Here is a 16186-nt window from a genome sequence, read left to right on the forward strand (position 1 = left end):
GCATGACGACGATGACAGTGACGGTCGCCGAGCAGGCTCGGGACATCGACCGAGTGCCCCCGCCGCATCCCGAGTTGGAGGCCGCGGTCGACGCGGCGCTCGAACGGTGGATGCGCGCCGGATCCGCGCGCTCCATGTCCCCGTCGCCGCGCCGCACCGCCTTCGAGGCCCGTGCGACCACCGAGCCCGAGGCGTGGGCGTGTTGGTGGCGACGGTTCGAACCGGCGCGGGAGCGGTACGACCTACCGGCCATACGCGGCATGATTCTGGGCCTGATGGCCGGCTACGGCCTGTCCCGGCTGATCGAGGGTGTGCCCGAACGCAGTCTCACCCGACGCGTGTGCGACGTGGTGGGGGTGCTGCACCGACTGAACGGGCGGGGCGAACACGAACTGGTGTCGGATCTGGCCGGACTCGCGTTGCGCCGACTGGAGACCGACGGGGCGCTCGCCGCCAACCCCCACCACTGGGCCTGGGACGCGGCGGAGGACCTGCGCGATCTGTCAGCCGGCCTCGGAGAGCTTGCGCTCGGTGTCCGCTGACGCGGCCGTCAGACGCTTCGGTCCCCGGCGCAGCGGGATCTCCCGCAGCAGCAGCGCCAGTACGAAGCCGAGCACCGCGATCGGGATCGCGGCCAGGAACACCGCGTCCAGAGCGTTCGCGAATCCGGCCAGAGTCGCCTCCCGTTGCTCCGCCGGCAACGCGTCGATCGCCTGCCGCGTCACGCCCATGCCGCTCTCGCCGGCCCCACCCGCGACCGCGCCGTCGGCGAGCCCGTGCGCGAACACCGCCCCGAGCACGGCCGCGCCCAGCGCCGAACCGATCGAACGCGCGAACGAGTTGAGGCCGGTGGCCACGCCGATGTCGGCTTGGTCGACCGAGTTCTGCACCGCGAGTGTGGTGACCGGTCCGATCGTGCCGAGGCCGAATCCCAGCACCATCAGCCCGATCAGCAGATGCCAGTACGGGCTGTCGGTGCCGAGCAGTGACAAGACCGCGAGCCCGGCCGCGGCGAGCAGGGTGCCGATCAGGGGAAAACGCTTGTACTTGCCGATGCGCGAGATCAACCGACCCGTCAGTGTCGAACAGACCATCATCGAGAGCATCATCGGCGCGAGCAGCAGCCCCGACTCGGTCGGCCCGTGACCGCGCACGATCTGCTGGTAGATCGGCAGGAAGGTGCTCATCCCCAGGGTCAGGCACCCGGTGACCATGGTCAGTGGACACGCCACGCGCACGATCGTATTGCGCGAGAGAAGTCGCAGAGGGATCAGCGGATCGGCCGCGCGCCGCTCGACCAGCACGAATGCCGCGAGCATGGCGACCGCCGTGCCGGCCAGGGCCAGGCTCGGCGCGGAAATCCAGGCGTACTGCGTTCCGCCCCAACTGGTGAACAGGATCAGGGCGCTGGTTCCGCAGGTGAGCAGCGCGAGCCCGTAATGATCGAACGGGCGTTTGGCATACGCCTTGCGTGGCAGCCTGAGCACCACCGACGTGACCATCAGAGCCACCGCGCCCAGTGGGATGTTCACATAGAACACCCACCGCCACGACAGCGCCTCGGTGAAGAAGCCGCCGATCAGGGGCCCACACACGGTCGAGAAGGCGACCGTGGACGCGATGAACCCCTGGTAGCGACCGCGCTCCGCAGGTGGCACCAGATCGCCGATGATGGCCTGCGCATTGCTCATGAGCCCGCCGGCGCCGAGCCCCTGGATCACCCGGAAGGCGATCAGGGTCCCCATCGACTGGGCGATTCCGCACAACATCGAGCCCGCGAGGAAGACCACGATGGCGAACTGGAAGAGTCGTTTGCGGCCGTGTACGTCACCGAGCTTTCCGTACAGCGGGATCGAGACGGCGGTGGCGAGGGTGTACGCGGTGGTCACCCACGCCAGATGTTCGAGCCCGCCGAGGTCGGCGACTATCGTCGGCATCGCCGTCGAAACGATGGTCGCGTCGAGCGATGCCAACATGACGCCGAGCATCAACCCGCAAAAGACCAGCAAGATCTGGCGATGCGTCAGAGTGGGTGGGGCGGCGGTACCCGCCCCCGAATCCTTCACATCGCTAAAAGCTAGGCTGGGTAATGAACCATGTCAATGATCATCCACGGCCCGGGCCCGCGATGTGCCTCGATGCGGCCCGCCTACGCGGCACCGCTGCGCAGCAGCGCCACCACCCCGTCCACGCCCTCACTGCGCAGCCGCTCCACCACGCGTACGCCCTCGAGGCGGGTCTTCATGTCCTGCGGGGTCAGGCCTCGCTCCAGGCACGCGGCCGCGAGCTTGAACTCGGTGGGCAGGATGCCGGCGGTCAGCCAGGCCAACACCTGGGCCGCCGTCAGGTCCAGCTGGGTCCAACTCGTCGCCATCGCGTGGCGCTGCTCGGGAGTGGTCCGGGGGTCGATCTGCTTGATCACCCGACCGATGTCGAGTACGCGCGTAGCGTCCCGATTGGGAGCCGCCGTGGGCGCCGGCGCCGGGATTACCGCGCGCGGCACCGACTGCGCCTGACGGCGCTGCTGCGGCGGCTGGTGTTGTCGATTGGACCGGGTCGGCGTTTCCGAACTGCGCCGACGAGGCCGCCGACCGTCGAGGAGATTGGCCAGCATGGCCTGTTCGACGGCATCGAGATCTTCCACCACAGGTAGTCACCCTTCTGGAATCCGCACCGTGCACAATCCGGTCATTCGCGAAGGAATGCCGTTGTTCGGCGCTCACAATCACACGCCGGGAGGGACGTGGACTGCGATGGTCTTGCCCATGTCGACCTTCGCTCACACACGCGACCGATCATCGAATCGTAGCGATGTGACGAATCGTCAACCGTGCGCCCGCAAGCGCGCCGGTCAGTACGCTGAGGCGCGGTGCCGAAAGGGGTGACATGGGAACGGGATACGAGCGATCCTGCTGGTTCACCCTGCCCGCCCAACCCGCCTCCGTCGCCCAGGCCCGGCGCGCCCTCGCAGACCATTTGACCTATTGGGGACTGCCCTACGGGCACGACCTGGGCTACGCCCTCAAGTTGGTCGCCTCCGAACTGATCACCAACTCCGTCGAACACGCGGCCGTACTGTCGCCGGAGGTCTCGGTGACGTGCACCGTGCACGACGGCTGGCTGTGGCTGGGTGTTCGCGACCGCCATCCCTACCGTCCGGTCGCCCTGTTGGAAACGGTCGACGACACGTCGGGCCGCGGTCTGCTGATCGTCCGCAACATCGTCACCGAACTCGCCGGTCAGATTCACATCGAGGCCCACCCGGACGGCAAGACGTTGTGGGTGATCCTGCCGTGGCCGGTCGCCTGATCCCTCTCCGCGGCGGTGCGGGCGTACCACGCCCGCGGTGACGCCGTGCGGCCGAACTCGTCGTAGAGACGCGTGAGATCGGCCGAGTCGGACGGGTGATGGAGCGCCCTGCGGGTGCGGGCTCCCGTGCGGACGCGCGGAATGGACGGGTGTTCCCTTGCGCGTGCGACCCTCGGCGCCTGCGGGACAGGGGCGTTCGTATCGTAACCGCATGACGGCGATGCGTGATGGCGATCGACGGATCACGCGATCGTCGCGGGGATATCCTCCACAAGTGCCCCGAGGCGTCCCGAAGTGGTGCAAGCTCCTTGTGGAAGTGAGGGGTGCGCCGCTTGGCTTCCCCTCGTCCGTCCCGATCGCCACGCCGGCGGAGGGGCGGATCCGCCCAGGCCCACGGGCATGTTCGCGGGCCGGCGAGGGCGGACGGAAAACCGGCTCGGAGCCGCCTGTTCCGGCCGTAGACGTCGCTCCTACCGGGAGGTTCGTATCGTGCGGAGGATTCCTCCGGACCGCTCGGTGGCGACGTTTCGGGCGGCGGTTCGCACCCGCGATCGGTGCCGTGCCCGCCGGCGTCGCGGATCATGACGAGGGGTCGCCATCGCGCAAAGCCCGCACACGCGGGCCCGTCGCGGGACATGATTCTGATAACCGACGGATTGCCGTACGGTGAACGTCCCTCGGAGCGGTGGCGAATGGACCGCGTCCACGACCCGAACCGTAGTCCGTCCCACGGCCGTGCAGACCAGGGGAGGTACGTACCGCACATGTCGACATCCGCGGAGGCGCTTCCGGAGCCGGCGCGACCGGGCAGCCCTCGAAAGCCCACCCCGGGGCCCGCCGGCGACGAACCCTCGCCGGCGCGCGACCATCCGGCCCACGTCGAACCCGAACACCCGCGCACCGGCGCGGTACTCGGCGCCGCGCGGCACTCCGGCCCCGGCGACCGGGTCTCGACCGATCCGCTGCTCGATCCCGTGCCGGCGCGCGCCGCCGATCACGCGGCCATCGAAAATCTGCTGCGCTGCCGCATCCGCGAGAGCGGAACGGTGGTACCGGCGGACGGCCCGTTACGGCTTCCGTTGCCCGCGACCGCCAGCACCGTCGTCGCGCCGATCCTGTATCGATCCGAGACGGGCATGCACCGATTCGGACCGGTCCGACTGAGCAGCGGCGTCGCACTGGACGCCACCACGCTGGCGGTCCTGCTCGCGATCGAGGCCGCGCACGGTCGCGTCGGCTCGATCACCGCGATCGCCGACATGACGGATCGGGTCATCGACTCGACCCGGCGGATCGCACACCACCTCTCGGAGCGTCGCAAGTCGCCCGAGAACATCGCCGGAACCACGCCATTCCTGAGCACCGAGCAGTCGATCGTTCTCGGTCACCCGATGCACCCCTCGCCGGCATCCCGGCAGGGCATGTACGGACCCTCCTCGCCGCGCTACTCGCCGGAACTCCGCGGCTCGTTCCCGTTGCACTGGTTCGCCGTCGACCCCTCGGTCGCGGTTCACGACGGCGACCTGGGGCGGCCCGTGCCGGTAGTCCTCGCCGGCCTCGCCGAGGGCGACGTGAACCTGCCTCCGGGCATGGTCGCGTTGCCGGCACACCCGTGGCAGGCCCGGGACGTGCTCGCCCGCCCGGGCGTCGCCGCCCTCCTGGATCGCGGCCTGCTGCGCGACCTGGGACCCGGCGGTCCCGCGTGGTCGGCGACATCGTCGCTGCGCACGGTGTACCGCTCCGGCGCGCCCGTGATGCTCAAGACCTCGCTCGGCGTCGAGATCACCAACTCCCGGCGCGAGAACCACCGCGGTGAACTGCGCCGCGGCCTCGCGGTGCACCGGATGCTCGACGCCGGCCTCAAGCGGGTCATGCATTCCGCCCATCCCGGCTTCGACGTGCTGCGCGACCTGGGCTGGATCGCCGTCGACATCCCGGGTGGGCGCGGCGAGTCGGGGCTCGAACTCGTGGTGCGGGACAACCCGTTCGGCGCACGCGATCGGGTGCACTGCATCGCGGGCCTGGCCGCTCCGCGCCCGGATCTGGGGCGGGGCAGGTCGATGCTCGCCGATGTGCTGTACACGCTCGCCGCGCGCACCGCGACACCGCTTCGAGAGACCGCGGAGTCGTGGTTCCGGCGCTATCTGGACGTGCTGGTCGCGCCGATCCTGTGGCTGCACGGTGAATACGGCCTGGGCCTGGAGGCGCATCAGCAGAACACGATGGTCGTGCTCGACACCGACGGCCGCCCCATCGGCGGTCGCTATCGGGGCAACCAGGGTTACTACTTCTCCGCCGAGCGGGGCGCCCGCCTGGCGCGCTGGCTCCCGGGCGCGGGTCGGGATCTGGGCACGTGGTGCCCCGACCGGGTGATCGACGAACGGCTCGGCTACTACCTGGCGATCAACAACGTGCTCGGCCTCGTGGGCGCGATGGGCGCGCAAGGGCTGGCGGACGAACGGGCGTTGATCGCGATCTTCCGCGACCGACTGGTGCGCACCCGCACCGATCACCCGGCCGGACGCCCGCTGGTGGACCGCCTCCTCGACGGTGCCACACTGCGGTGCAAAGCCAACCTGCTCACCCGCGTCGCGGGTCTCGACGAACTCGAAGTCCCGTTGGAGACCCAGTCCGTCTACGTCGACATCCCCAACCCGATCGCGGACGTACGCGGCTGAGAGGTTCTCGTACCACCACAGAGGAGACGGCACGGTGCGCGCGAACGTCACGGTCCTGGCGCTGCACCGGCACGAAGGCGAACCACTCGAGTACGAGGACGCGGTCTGGATCGGTGACGGCGCCGGCCGGGGGTTCTTGCCCCCGGCCGGGCCCGCCTGCAGAAGAGCCCGGGTGGACCGACCCGGCGCACTGCGCGTCGCGCTCGCGGACGGCGCCGCGGAGAGCCTGCTCGCACGTCGTTGGGCCGAACTCCTGGTCCGCGCCTGCGGGGCGGCGCCCACACCGCTGCTGTGCGGAGGCACGGGCTTCGCGGACGTGTTGGCGCGGGCGGCGGACCGATGGCCCGACCTGACCAGGCGCTACCTGGCCGAACGGGACCGGCGCGGGATGCCGGTACAGCCCTACGAACTACGCAAGTTGACCCGCGGGGCGCACGCGTCCGCGGTCCTCGCCGCGCACCTCGCGCCGCACCCGTGGCTGTCGGGGCGGGGCCAGTGGGCCGCGGCGGTGCTCGGTGACGCGTACCTCTTCCAGGTCCGTGGCGACCGACTCTGGCGCGTGTTCCCGACCTCTCGGCGGATCGATGTCGCGACCAGCAACGGCGCGGATCCCGCGGCGGTCGCCCGACGGGTGCGGTGCGCGCGGGGCACCTGGACCGACCGCGACCTGCTGTACATCGCCAACGACACGGCGGGCGCGTGGTTCCTGCGCACGGCGCTGGCGGGCGGGCGGCCGTGGGAGGAACTGCGGGAACCGGCGGCAAGCGGCCCTTCGGAACTCGCCCGATGGGTGGCCGCGCGCCGCCGGGCGGGTGTGCTCGCCGAAGGCGACCTCACCCTCGTGCGGGTCGATCCCACGATCGGGCCGCCGCGGCTGACCTCGACCTCGACCTCGGACGCGGAGCCGGCTCTCGCGGTGGAAGCCCCGCCCGCGCCCGGACCGACAACGGCCGGACCTCGGGCCTGGGCCCGGTAGCGCCCGCGTGCGCTCGACCCGACCCGCGCGGCACGTGGCCCGCGGCGTCGCCGCGCCGCCGGCCGCGGACTCGGCTGCACGGATGGGGGTGGGACCGCCCACGGCACCGTCCCACCCCCATCGGCTCGGTCGCCGCTGATCAGCAGGCGCCCTGGTCCTCCCACACGCCCCACGAGCCGGTCGTGCCCGGCGTCTCGCCGCGCGTCCACCACTTGGCGCGCCAGGTGCGGTTGTTCCACACCACGGTGTCGCCGTTGTTGTACGTCATCGACTCCGTCCACGGCTTGGCCGCCGCGCACTTGGTGTGGAGCGGGACGTTCAGCTCCTTGATCCACTGGTTGCGCCGGAAATCGCGCGCCTTGATCGTCACCCGGTCGTTCGCGACCTCGACCTGAAGCCCGCTGTTCTCCAACCCGTCCAGCGCGCTCTCGCCGCCGGTGCCGTTGTCGGTCCACTGGGTCTGCACGGCGCCGGTGTTGACGACCGTGAAGCCCTCGAGGTTGCCGGTCCCCGGCACGACCTTGCGCACGGCCCAGTCGGACAGGTTCAGATCCCAGTGTGTGTGGGACGTGAACAGCACGGCGTCCTTGTGGGCGCCCAGGATGTTCATGAGCCGGTCGGCCTGGAGGTAGTCCGACTTGTAGAGCTTGTTGCGCGTGCCGGAGACCGTGTCCGGAAGGACGTGGTGCGAGAACACGAACGTGGGCTTGCCCTGCGCCTCCCAGTACTTCATCCGCTGCTCGAGCCAGGTCAGCTGCTCCTCGCTGAACCAGACCTCGTCCCACTTGGTCGGGTCGCTGTACTTCATGTACTTCTCGGTGCCGAGGAACAACATCGGCACGCCGTCGACGACGCGTTCGTAGTAGACCTTGTCGAGCCCGGTGAAGTCGTAGAAGTTCTGGAACAGCGACTGCTCGGTCGTGCCGTTCGGCCAGGTCTCCTGGCACAACTTGTCCGGGTTGCAGTACTTGGGCACGTAGAACTCGTGGTTGCCGATCGTGAAGTACGTGTTCGCCGGGTGCGGACGCGAGTTCAGGACCTGCTTCACCTGGTCGTACTCGGCCTTGTAGCCGCGCGGCGTGATGTCGCCGTTGACCACGAGCGCGCGGCTGTCGGGGTTGACGACCTTCAACTGATCGAGCGCCCGGCCGAAGTCCGCCAGGTCGCCCTGTACGTCGCTGACGACGTTGAAGGACACCTTCGCGGGTGCGGCGGAGGCCGCGCCTGCGGGGGCGGCCGCGCGGGGAGCGGGGCGGTTCTCGGCGTACGCGGCGCCCGCGCCCGCGGTGAGGGCGAGCGCGGCGCACACGGCGGCGATGCGCCGGTGCTTGCGGATGTCGGGCATGGCGATCCTCGGGACGGGAGGCGGTGGGGACGTGCCCATCACACCGGTTGGGGCCGGCCGTCCGGCGACCCTTGACGATCATGAAGGTGTCGAACAACTGAAGATCATCCGCGAATCCGGCAAAGCACGCCTCAAGTTGTCCACAAGTGCCCGGTTGTCCACAGCTCCCCGTCGCCGGCACCACCCGGTCGGCCGCGCGGACCAGGATCCGGGAATGGAAGAGGCCCTACGAGTCCTGCGGGAGCTGGCATGGCAGTACGACGGAGTGGTGACACGGGAACGAGCGACATCCGCCGGAGTGTCCGGACGGGCGTGGCGAAGGCTCGTGAACGCTGGGAAGGTGCGCGAGATCGCACGCGGCGTGGGGCTCGTCGATGCCGATCGATGTGCGCTCTCCTCGCGCGGGTTGTTGCGCGCCGGGCTCGCGGCCTATGGAGAGCGGGCCGTCGCCGTATTGCACAGTGCGGCCCGTACGCACGGGATGCGTGGTGTGCCACACGAGGAATGTGTGCACGTGGCGACGCCCGACACCGCCTCGCGTCGCGGTGGGCCGGGGATCGTGGCGCATCGCCGCCAGCTGCGAGCCGACGAGATCGTGACGGTGGACGGCCTGCCGGTGACGACGCCGGTACGCACACTCGCCGACCTCGTCCCGAGGCTGTCGCCCGAGGAAGGTCTCGCGGTGCTCGACTCGGCGCTGCACCTGGGGCTGGTGAAGGAGGCGGACCTCGTGGGGATCGAGCGGGCGTCGGCGGGCCGTCCCGGCGCGGGCCGGGTACGACCACTGCTCGCGATCGCGGACGGGCGGGCCGAGAGCCCGTTGGAGTCGCGGGTACGGCTCGACTGCGTGCGCGGCGGGGTCGCACCGGACGAGTTGCAGCACGAGGTCGCCCTGCCCGGCGGCGGTCGGGCCCGGGTGGACCTCGCGTGGCTCACCGGCTTGCGGCCCGTCTTCGCGGAGGCGGACGGCGTGGACGTGCACTCGCGGCCCGACGCGCTGTTTCGCGATCGGGCCAGGGCCAACGAACTCGCCCTCGTGGGCGCCCTGGTGCTGCGTTTCACCTGGCACGACACGCTCCGCCGGGGGCGGGTGGCCGGGCTCGTGCGGCGAGCGTTCCAGTCGTGAGTCCGGTGGCCGCGGTGGTGTCGTCGAAGGCGGCCGCGCTATCCCGTGACGCGGACGTTCTCCAGGGCCAACAGGCGTTGCTTGCGTGGCAGTCCGCCGGCGTATCCGGTCAACGTGCCGTTCGCGCCGATCACCCGGTGGCACGGGATGATGATGCTGATCGGGTTGCGACCGTTGGCGAGCCCGACCGCTCGGGAGGCGGTCGGTTGGCCGAGGAACCTCGTCGCCAGGCCGCCGTAGGACATGGTGTGCCCGAACGGGATGGTGGTCAGGGCCGACCAGACCTTGAGCTGGAAGGCCGTGCCGACCGGCGCCAACGGCAGGTCGAACTCGCGCAGTTCGCCGGCGAAGTAAGCGCTCAACTGCGCCTTCGTCTCACCGAACGCACCGGGATCGTGTACCCAGTCCGCTTCCGGCGTCGCGGCCATGAACAGGGCGGTGAGCGAGCGGCCGTCGCCGATCATGAGCAGCTCGCCGACGGGGGAGTCCATCGTCGCGTACCGACGGGGGCCGTCGAGGGGGGTGTTGAACACGGCGGGAGGCACGTTGGGGTCGGGCGCTTCGACGGCCTCGAACAGGGCGTCCTGGTTCATGCGACTTCCTTCACCGAGACGGCGGACGTTGCGGACAGGCTCGCCCACAGGTGGTGCAGTGCGTACGAGCGCCACGGGGACCACGACTGCGCCGCCGAGATCGAGAGGTTCAAGCCCGCGAGCGCGTGCTTGACGCCCAGATCCGTCGGCAGGAACACGTCCGGATCGCCGAGTGCCCGCAGTCGAATGTACGACGCCGTCCAGGGGCCGATGCCCGGAAGGGCCAACAAAGCCGCCTCCGCGGCTCGACGATCGACCCCCGGGTCCAGGCGAACGACGCCGGACGCGAGCGCGCCGGTGAGCGCGAAGAGTGCCTTCTTGCGCGCGTTGGGCATCGGCAGATCGGCCGGATCCGCGTCCGCCAGCGCGGCGGCCGTCGGGAAGGCGTGGGTGAGCGTGCCCTGAGGTGCGGGGAGCGGCTTGCCGTACAGGGAGGTCAACCGACCCGCGATCGTGCGCGCGCCCGCGACCGAGACCTGCTGGCCGAGCACCGCCCGCACGGCGAGTTCGTCCGGGTCCACATGGCCCGGCGAGCGCAGCCCGGGCGTGACCCGCACCAGGGCGGCCAGGGTGCCGTCGGCGAGTTCGGCGTTGCCCAGTGCCTCGTCCACCGCGAGCGGGTCCGCGTCCAGGTCGAGCAGGCGGCGGCAGCGCTGCACGGCGGCGCCCAGGTCGCGCAGATCGGCCAGGACCAGACGGCACCACACCCAGGACGGACCGGGGGAGAGTTCGACCACTCCGGTGCCGTGCGGGAGCGACAGCACCCTGCGGTACACGCCGTCCGCGTACTCCTCGACGCCGGGCACCGCCCGCAGACCCAGGAAGTCCAGCGCGTGTCCGAGCGCGATCGGCTCCCGGTAGGGCAGGCGCAGCCGGATCTCGCCGGGCTCGACGCTTCGCGCGCCGGCGCGTCCGCGCACCTCCGTCGGAGTGCGCCCGAACACCTCGCGCACCGTGTCGTTGAACTGGCGCACGCTCGCGAACCCTGCCGCGAACGCGACCTGTGCGATCTGGAGATCGGAGGTCTCCAGCAGCACCCGGGCGGTCTGCGCCCGCCGGGCCCTGGCCAGCGCGAGGGGTCCCGCGCCGACCTCGGCCATCAGCAGGCGGTTCAGTTGGCGGTCGCTGTAGCCGAGGCGGCCCGCCAGACCGCCCACGCCCTCGCGGTCCACGACGCCGTCCGCGATCAGGCGCATCGCCCGACCGACCACGTCGGCGCGCACGTCCCACTCCGGCGATCCCGGCGAGGTGTCCGGACGGCAGCGCTTGCACGCCCGGAAACCCGCCGCCTGCGCGGCCGCCGCGGAGGGGTAGAACCGCGCGTTCTCCCGCTTCGGCTTGACCGCGGGGCAACTCGGCCGGCAGTAGATGTCGGTGCTGGTGACCGCCATGTAGAACCAGCCGTCGAACCTACTGTCCCGGCTGCTGCACGCTCGGTAGCACTGCTCGTCGTCCATCACGCCGACCAGTGTCGCCCGTTCCCGACCTGGGGGCCGGCGGGAATCGGACGCCGGCGTGGCGCCCCTTCGGGCCTCGAGCCGGGGCTACAGACCCCGGATCAGTCCGTTGCGGAAGAGGTCCACGAAGATCGCGTGGTCGGCCCGGGCGCGTGCGCCGTAGGCGTGTGCGAAGTCCACCAGCGACGTGATGAAGCCCTCCTCGTCGCGCTCGATCGCTGTGCGGATGGCGTCCTCGGTCGAGAAGGGTACGAGCGTGTGGCCGCTCTCCTCGTCCGCGACGGCGTGCATCGTCGCGGTGGCGCGGCCCAGGTACTCCACGACCTCCGTGATCGTGTCCACCTCGTTGAGGTCGGACCAGTCCAGGTCGTTCGCGTAGGGCGAGACCTCGGCGACCAGTTGCCCGATTCCGTCGATGTCGGTGTAGCCGAGCCACGGGTCCGCGTGCGCCTGCAGGGCGCGTTGGGAGATGACCGTGCGGTGTCCCTCGTGCTCGAAGTAGGAGCGCACCTCGGGGTCGGTGACGTGATGGCTGACCGAAGGCGTCTGGCCCTGCTTCATGTACAGGATCACGTCGTTCTCCAGCGCCTCCGTGTTCCCCTCGATCAGCAGGTTGTACGAGGGCAGACCGGCGCTGCCGATGCCGACTCCGCGCCGACCCACGACGTCCTTGACGTCGTAGGTGTCCGGCCGCTGCCGGGTCGCGGGGGGCAGTGTGTCGAGGTAGCGGCCGAACGCCTCCAGGACCGTCGCCTTGACGTCGTCCGGCAGCTCGAACGCGCCGCCGGACATCGCGAACCGCCGTTCGTGGTCGGCCACGACCGTCTCCGAGCGCAACAAGCCGATGCGGGTCTGCAGGCGGGCCCGGCGCAGGACCTCCAGCAGCGGACCCTCGGTGGTCGCCAGGGTCAGCGCGGCGTCCTGGGGCGTGGTCTTGTCGGTGAGCAGGCGAAGCTGGTCGAGGTAGGCAGCGCCGTAGGCGGCGACGAGGGACGCGATGGCGTCGTCGCTCAGCGCCTTGCCGTGCCCGATCAGCGCGAGACTCGCGGCGAACCGCTTGACGTCCCAGGTCCAGGGGCCGACGTACGCCTCGTCGAAGTCGTTGACGTTGAACACGAGTTTGCCGTCCGCGTTCATGTATGTGCCGAAGTTCTCCGCGTGCAGGTCGCCGTGGATCCACACCCGCGAGGTGCGCTCGTCGAGGAAGGGATCCTCCCGGCCGTCCAGGTCGGCGTAGAACAGGCAGGCCGTGCCCCGGTAGAACGCGAACGCCGAGGCGGCCATCTTGCGGAACTTCACCCGGAACGCCGCCGGGTCGCCGTCGATCAGCGCGCCGAAGGCGCGGTCGAAGACCTGCAGGATGTGCCGGGCACGCTCCTCGGCGTCCGTCGGGCCGTACTGCGCGTAGCCACCCTCGAACCCCACGCCGCCCAGACCGATACCTATGCCCCCGGTCATCGCGACCGCCTCTCTCGAGTATCCGCGGGATCGGCAGGACCCCGCGTCAGGATCCCAGACGCCCGACCGCGGGCGGCATCGAGCCCCCGAAGCGTGAGGGGGAGTCAGAGGCGCTCGGGGGCTCGACGTTCGGCGCCTGCCCGGACGACGCCGGGTCATGCCCGACAGGCGTCGGAGATTCAGTCACGCCTTCCGGAAGTGGGGGTCGACGTGCTGGGGGTCGCGGATCCCGGCACGGTGCCGCGGGTGTATTCCGACCATGTTCCCGCGAACGGTTCCGTGGGCGGCCCGGCTGTCGTACCGCCGCCCGTCGGGCCGGACGGCGTGTTCGCCGGCGGCTGCGGCTCGTACTTCGCGCCCGAGGAGGACGTGCGGACGAATACCGGCAGGGAGCTGTCGGCGATCTTGTTGACCTCGGGTGGGATCCATACCTTCCAGACCGGATCGAGTGCGAACCCGCGCAACGTGTCCATCTGGAAGATCGGCGTCTCCCGGCTGATGGGACCCTTCTCCTCGCGGGAGGTGATCTCCCTGATCTCGATCACGACGCCGTCGGGGCGCTCGACGCGCACGGACCATTCCTTCGGTCCCTTTCCCGACGGGCCGGCCTTGCCGTCGGCACGGTTTTCCGGGGTGTCGGGCGACGCGGGGTAGACCCAGTCCTGGCGTTCGACCACCTGGGTGCCGTTCCCCGTCCTGCGGTCCGTGCACGTGGCCTTGGTGCTGCCGTCCTGTGGCGGGCAATGGACCTCGTCGGATTTCTCGGCGTCCTGCCGTACCGACACCGAGAACAAGGTGGGGCCGGACGAGTCGTCGAGGACCAACGACACCGACGCGCCCGCGCTGTGTACGCCCGCGGAGGTTTTGTCCGTTACATCCGACCCGGTGACCCCGGAGCGCACGAGGCCCTGCGGCACACGCTGCAGGAGGTTTTGCAGCAGTACCGGCGGCAGTACCGGCACCAGTCCGGTCGGTGCGGACAGGGTCGGTCGGGCTTTGGGCGCCGCTGCGGTCGGCGGGGCGGGGATCTCCGTCGTGATACCGGCCGGGCCCGTGACATGCCGGTCGCCGCCGTCGTCCCCGCCGGAGACGGCGAGGACGGTCGTGCCCGCCACGGCGAGCACCGCCGCGGCGGACGCGCCCACCTGGAGACGGCGGACCAGCTTCATCCGTCGGCCTCGGGCGATACCGCCCGCGACCAATCCCGTCGGGGGCACCAGCCCCGACGCCGACGTCCGCATCGCGGCCGCCAGTTCCTTTTCCTCGGACCCCATAGACGTACCGTCTCCTCGCCATCCGGATGAACCCGGGTCGTCTCGCTCACCAGCCGTACGGCCGTGCCGGCGGTGTACTCGTCGACCCCTCATGCGGCGGAAAGCCAGCCGGACTCGTTCCCGAGCAGGCTCCGCAACTTCTCCAGCGCCCGCATGGACCTGCTGCGCACGGCTCCCTCGGACACGCCCATCTGCCGTGCCGTCTGCTCCACGCTCAGGTCCTCCCAGTAGCGCAGGACCAACACCGCCCGGTCCTTGGGCGGCAACTCGGCCAGGCTCTTCAGGAGGGTCAGCCGCAACGCCTGGTCCTCCTCGGGACCGGCGCCCTCCGGCAGGTCCGCGTACGGCTGCTCGGTGCTGCTCAGCCTGCGTCGATGGGACAGATACGTGCGTGTGAGCACGGTGCGCGCGTACGCCTCCGGGCTGTCGGCCCGGCTGACCCGCTTCCAGGCCCGGTACAACTTGCCCAGCGTCGTCTGCACGAGGTCCTCGGCGAGATGCCAATCGCCACACAGGAGCCACGCCGTTCGGAACAGCCGACCGCTGCACGCGTTGGCGAACTCCAGGAAATCGGCCGGCTCAGCGTCGAAGCCCGCCATAGGCCCTCCTCGTCCCTACGCGCCCTCGCGCGTACCCACCCCATAGACGCGGCGGACCCCCCGACACGTCACACGTTCCGGCCGAGAATACGTATGTGCAGCTCATAGGCCTTTCGAGGGGTTGGTCCCGGGGATGGCGGGTCGGCCCGTAGCCTGGGTGGGATCGATCACCATCGATCCCACAGCCCTCGTCATCCACACCCGGCACGGGGGACAGGAACCAGCCAGGGGAGCCGACGTGACGCCGGTGGGCAACGATGTGGACCGTTTCAGCGCGAAGACCCGGGACTGGGTGGACGAGGCGATCCGCAAGGTGAGCGCCGACGCGAACCGCTCCGCCGACACCCACCTGCTCGCCTATCCGCTGCCGACCGAGTGGGGCATCGACCTCTACCTCAAAGACGAGTCCACCCACCCCACGGGCTCGCTCAAGCACCGCCTCGCGCGGTCGTTGTTCCTCTACGCCCTGTGCAACGGGTGGATCGAGGAGGGCACCACCGTAATCGAGGCGTCCTCGGGCTCCACCGCCGTCTCGGAGGCGTACTTCGCCAACCAGATCGGCCTGCCCTTCGTCGCGGTCATGCCCGCCACGACCAGCCCCGAGAAGATCGAACTGATCGAGTTCCACGGCGGGCGATGTCACCTCGTCGACGACGCCGCCACGGTCTACGACGTCTCGCGCTCGCTCGCGGCGGAGACCGGCGGCCACTTCATGGACCAGTTCACCTACGCCGAGCGCGCCACCGACTGGCGGGGCAACAACAACATCGCCGAGTCCGTGTTCGAGCAGATGTCGGAGGAGCGCCACCCCATCCCCGAGTGGATCGTGGTCGGCGCCGGTACCGGCGGCACCAGCGCGACGATGGGCCGCTACGTGCGCTATCGCCGGCACCACTCCAAGATCTGCGTCGTGGACCCCGAGAACTCGGCGTTCTTCGAGGGGTGGCGCACGCACGACCCGGCGTACGCCGAGGCCTGCTCGTCGCGGATCGAGGGCATCGGCAGGCCTCGGGTCGAGGCCAGCTTCATGCCGAACATCGTCGACCGGATGATCAAGATCCCCGACGCCGCGTCGGTGGCGGCGATGCGCGAACTGCACCGCCGCACCGGCCACAAGGCCGGCGGCTCGACCGGCACCAACCTCTGGGGCGCGCTGCGCCTGGTCGCCGAGATGCGCGCCGCGGGGCGTACCGGCTCGATCGTGACGCTGCTGTGCGACGGCGGCGAGCGCTACGCGCACTCGTACTACTCGGACGAGTGGTTGGCCCGCCGGAGGTTGGATCTCACCGCATACGAGGCAACCTTGACCCACTTCCACACCACGGGCGAATGGCGCTGATCGGGCGGCCTTAGGCTGGGTGTCGCGGGTCG

The 16186-nt window shown here is 70.4% G+C and carries 14 protein-coding genes; 6 read left to right on the plus strand and 8 right to left on the minus strand.

What is annotated here, in order from left to right; genetic code table 11:
- Positions 1 to 2 precede the first annotated feature (2 nt).
- Positions 3 to 542: a hypothetical protein gene (locus tag EMA17_RS38170; protein ID WP_126641792.1), complete on the plus strand. Its 540-nt coding sequence runs from the start codon at positions 3 to 5 to the stop codon at positions 540 to 542.
- Here the strand turns inward: EMA17_RS38170 and EMA17_RS38175 are convergent.
- Both EMA17_RS38175 and EMA17_RS38180 read right to left on the minus strand, forming a co-directional pair.
- The gene (locus EMA17_RS38175; RefSeq protein WP_126641793.1) at positions 504 to 2066 is read right to left on the minus strand and encodes an MDR family MFS transporter; all 1563 of its coding nucleotides are present in this window, start codon (positions 2064 to 2066) and stop codon (positions 504 to 506) included. The genes EMA17_RS38170 and EMA17_RS38175 overlap by 39 nt on opposite strands.
- An 83-nt stretch (positions 2067 to 2149) precedes the next feature.
- Positions 2150 to 2644, minus strand: coding sequence for a hypothetical protein (locus tag EMA17_RS38180; RefSeq protein ID WP_126641794.1), 495 nt, complete (start codon positions 2642 to 2644; stop codon positions 2150 to 2152).
- Between the two features lie 242 nt (positions 2645 to 2886).
- Here EMA17_RS38180 and EMA17_RS38185 point away from each other — a divergent pair, with 242 nt between their 5' ends.
- From EMA17_RS38185 to EMA17_RS38195, 3 genes are all read left to right on the plus strand, one after another.
- Positions 2887 to 3309: an ATP-binding protein gene (locus EMA17_RS38185; RefSeq protein WP_078974902.1), complete on the plus strand. Its 423-nt coding sequence runs from the start codon at positions 2887 to 2889 to the stop codon at positions 3307 to 3309.
- A gap of 764 nt (positions 3310 to 4073) precedes the next feature.
- On the plus strand, positions 4074 to 5987 hold the full coding sequence (locus EMA17_RS38190; RefSeq protein ID WP_246127167.1) for an IucA/IucC family protein: 1914 nt from the start codon (positions 4074 to 4076) through the stop codon (positions 5985 to 5987).
- Positions 5988 to 6021: 34 nt separating this feature from the next.
- On the plus strand, positions 6022 to 6963 hold the full coding sequence (locus EMA17_RS38195; protein WP_126641796.1) for a hypothetical protein: 942 nt from the start codon (positions 6022 to 6024) through the stop codon (positions 6961 to 6963).
- Between the two features lie 139 nt (positions 6964 to 7102).
- Here the strand turns inward: EMA17_RS38195 and EMA17_RS38200 are convergent, their stop codons facing one another.
- Entirely contained in the window at positions 7103 to 8308 is a 1206-nt protein-coding gene (locus EMA17_RS38200) for a DUF4073 domain-containing protein (RefSeq protein WP_246127168.1), read from the minus strand.
- A gap of 340 nt (positions 8309 to 8648) precedes the next feature.
- Here EMA17_RS38200 and EMA17_RS38205 point away from each other — a divergent pair, with 340 nt between their 5' ends.
- Positions 8649 to 9434, plus strand: a complete 786-nt coding sequence (locus tag EMA17_RS38205; RefSeq protein WP_126641797.1) for a type IV toxin-antitoxin system AbiEi family antitoxin — start codon at positions 8649 to 8651, stop codon at positions 9432 to 9434.
- 38 nt (positions 9435 to 9472) lie between these two features.
- On the opposite strand, the gene EMA17_RS38210 is transcribed toward EMA17_RS38205, so the two are convergent.
- The 5 genes from EMA17_RS38210 to EMA17_RS38230 all read right to left on the minus strand — a co-directional run bounded on the left by EMA17_RS38210 (position 9473) and on the right by EMA17_RS38230 (position 14815).
- Complete coding sequence (locus EMA17_RS38210; protein ID WP_126641798.1) at positions 9473 to 10027, minus strand: methylated-DNA--[protein]-cysteine S-methyltransferase; 555 nt, start codon at positions 10025 to 10027, stop codon at positions 9473 to 9475.
- A complete protein-coding gene (locus tag EMA17_RS38215) occupies positions 10024 to 11484 on the minus strand; it encodes an AlkA N-terminal domain-containing protein (protein ID WP_126641826.1) in 1461 nt (486 codons plus the stop codon). The genes EMA17_RS38210 and EMA17_RS38215 overlap by 4 nt, the downstream gene beginning before the upstream one ends.
- 87 nt (positions 11485 to 11571) lie before the next feature.
- Positions 11572 to 12942, minus strand: coding sequence for a DUF2252 domain-containing protein (locus EMA17_RS38220; protein ID WP_246127169.1), 1371 nt, complete (start codon positions 12940 to 12942; stop codon positions 11572 to 11574).
- Positions 12943 to 13121: 179 nt separating this feature from the next.
- Positions 13122 to 14216 carry a hypothetical protein gene (locus EMA17_RS38225; protein WP_126641799.1) on the minus strand — a complete coding sequence of 365 codons (1095 nt, stop codon included), beginning with the start codon at positions 14214 to 14216 and terminating at the stop codon, positions 13122 to 13124.
- Positions 14217 to 14305: 89 nt separating this feature from the next.
- Complete coding sequence (locus tag EMA17_RS38230; RefSeq protein ID WP_126641800.1) at positions 14306 to 14815, minus strand: SigE family RNA polymerase sigma factor; 510 nt, start codon at positions 14813 to 14815, stop codon at positions 14306 to 14308.
- Positions 14816 to 15053: 238 nt separating this feature from the next.
- On the opposite strand from EMA17_RS38230, the gene cds1 reads away from it, so the two are divergent.
- Complete coding sequence (cds1, locus tag EMA17_RS38235) at positions 15054 to 16154, plus strand: L-cysteine desulfhydrase Cds1 (RefSeq protein WP_126641801.1); 1101 nt, start codon at positions 15054 to 15056, stop codon at positions 16152 to 16154.
- Positions 16155 to 16186: the final 32 nt, after the last annotated feature.

It is taken from the genome of Embleya hyalina (genome assembly GCF_003967355.1).
GTDB lineage: Bacteria > Actinomycetota > Actinomycetes > Streptomycetales > Streptomycetaceae > Embleya > Embleya hyalina.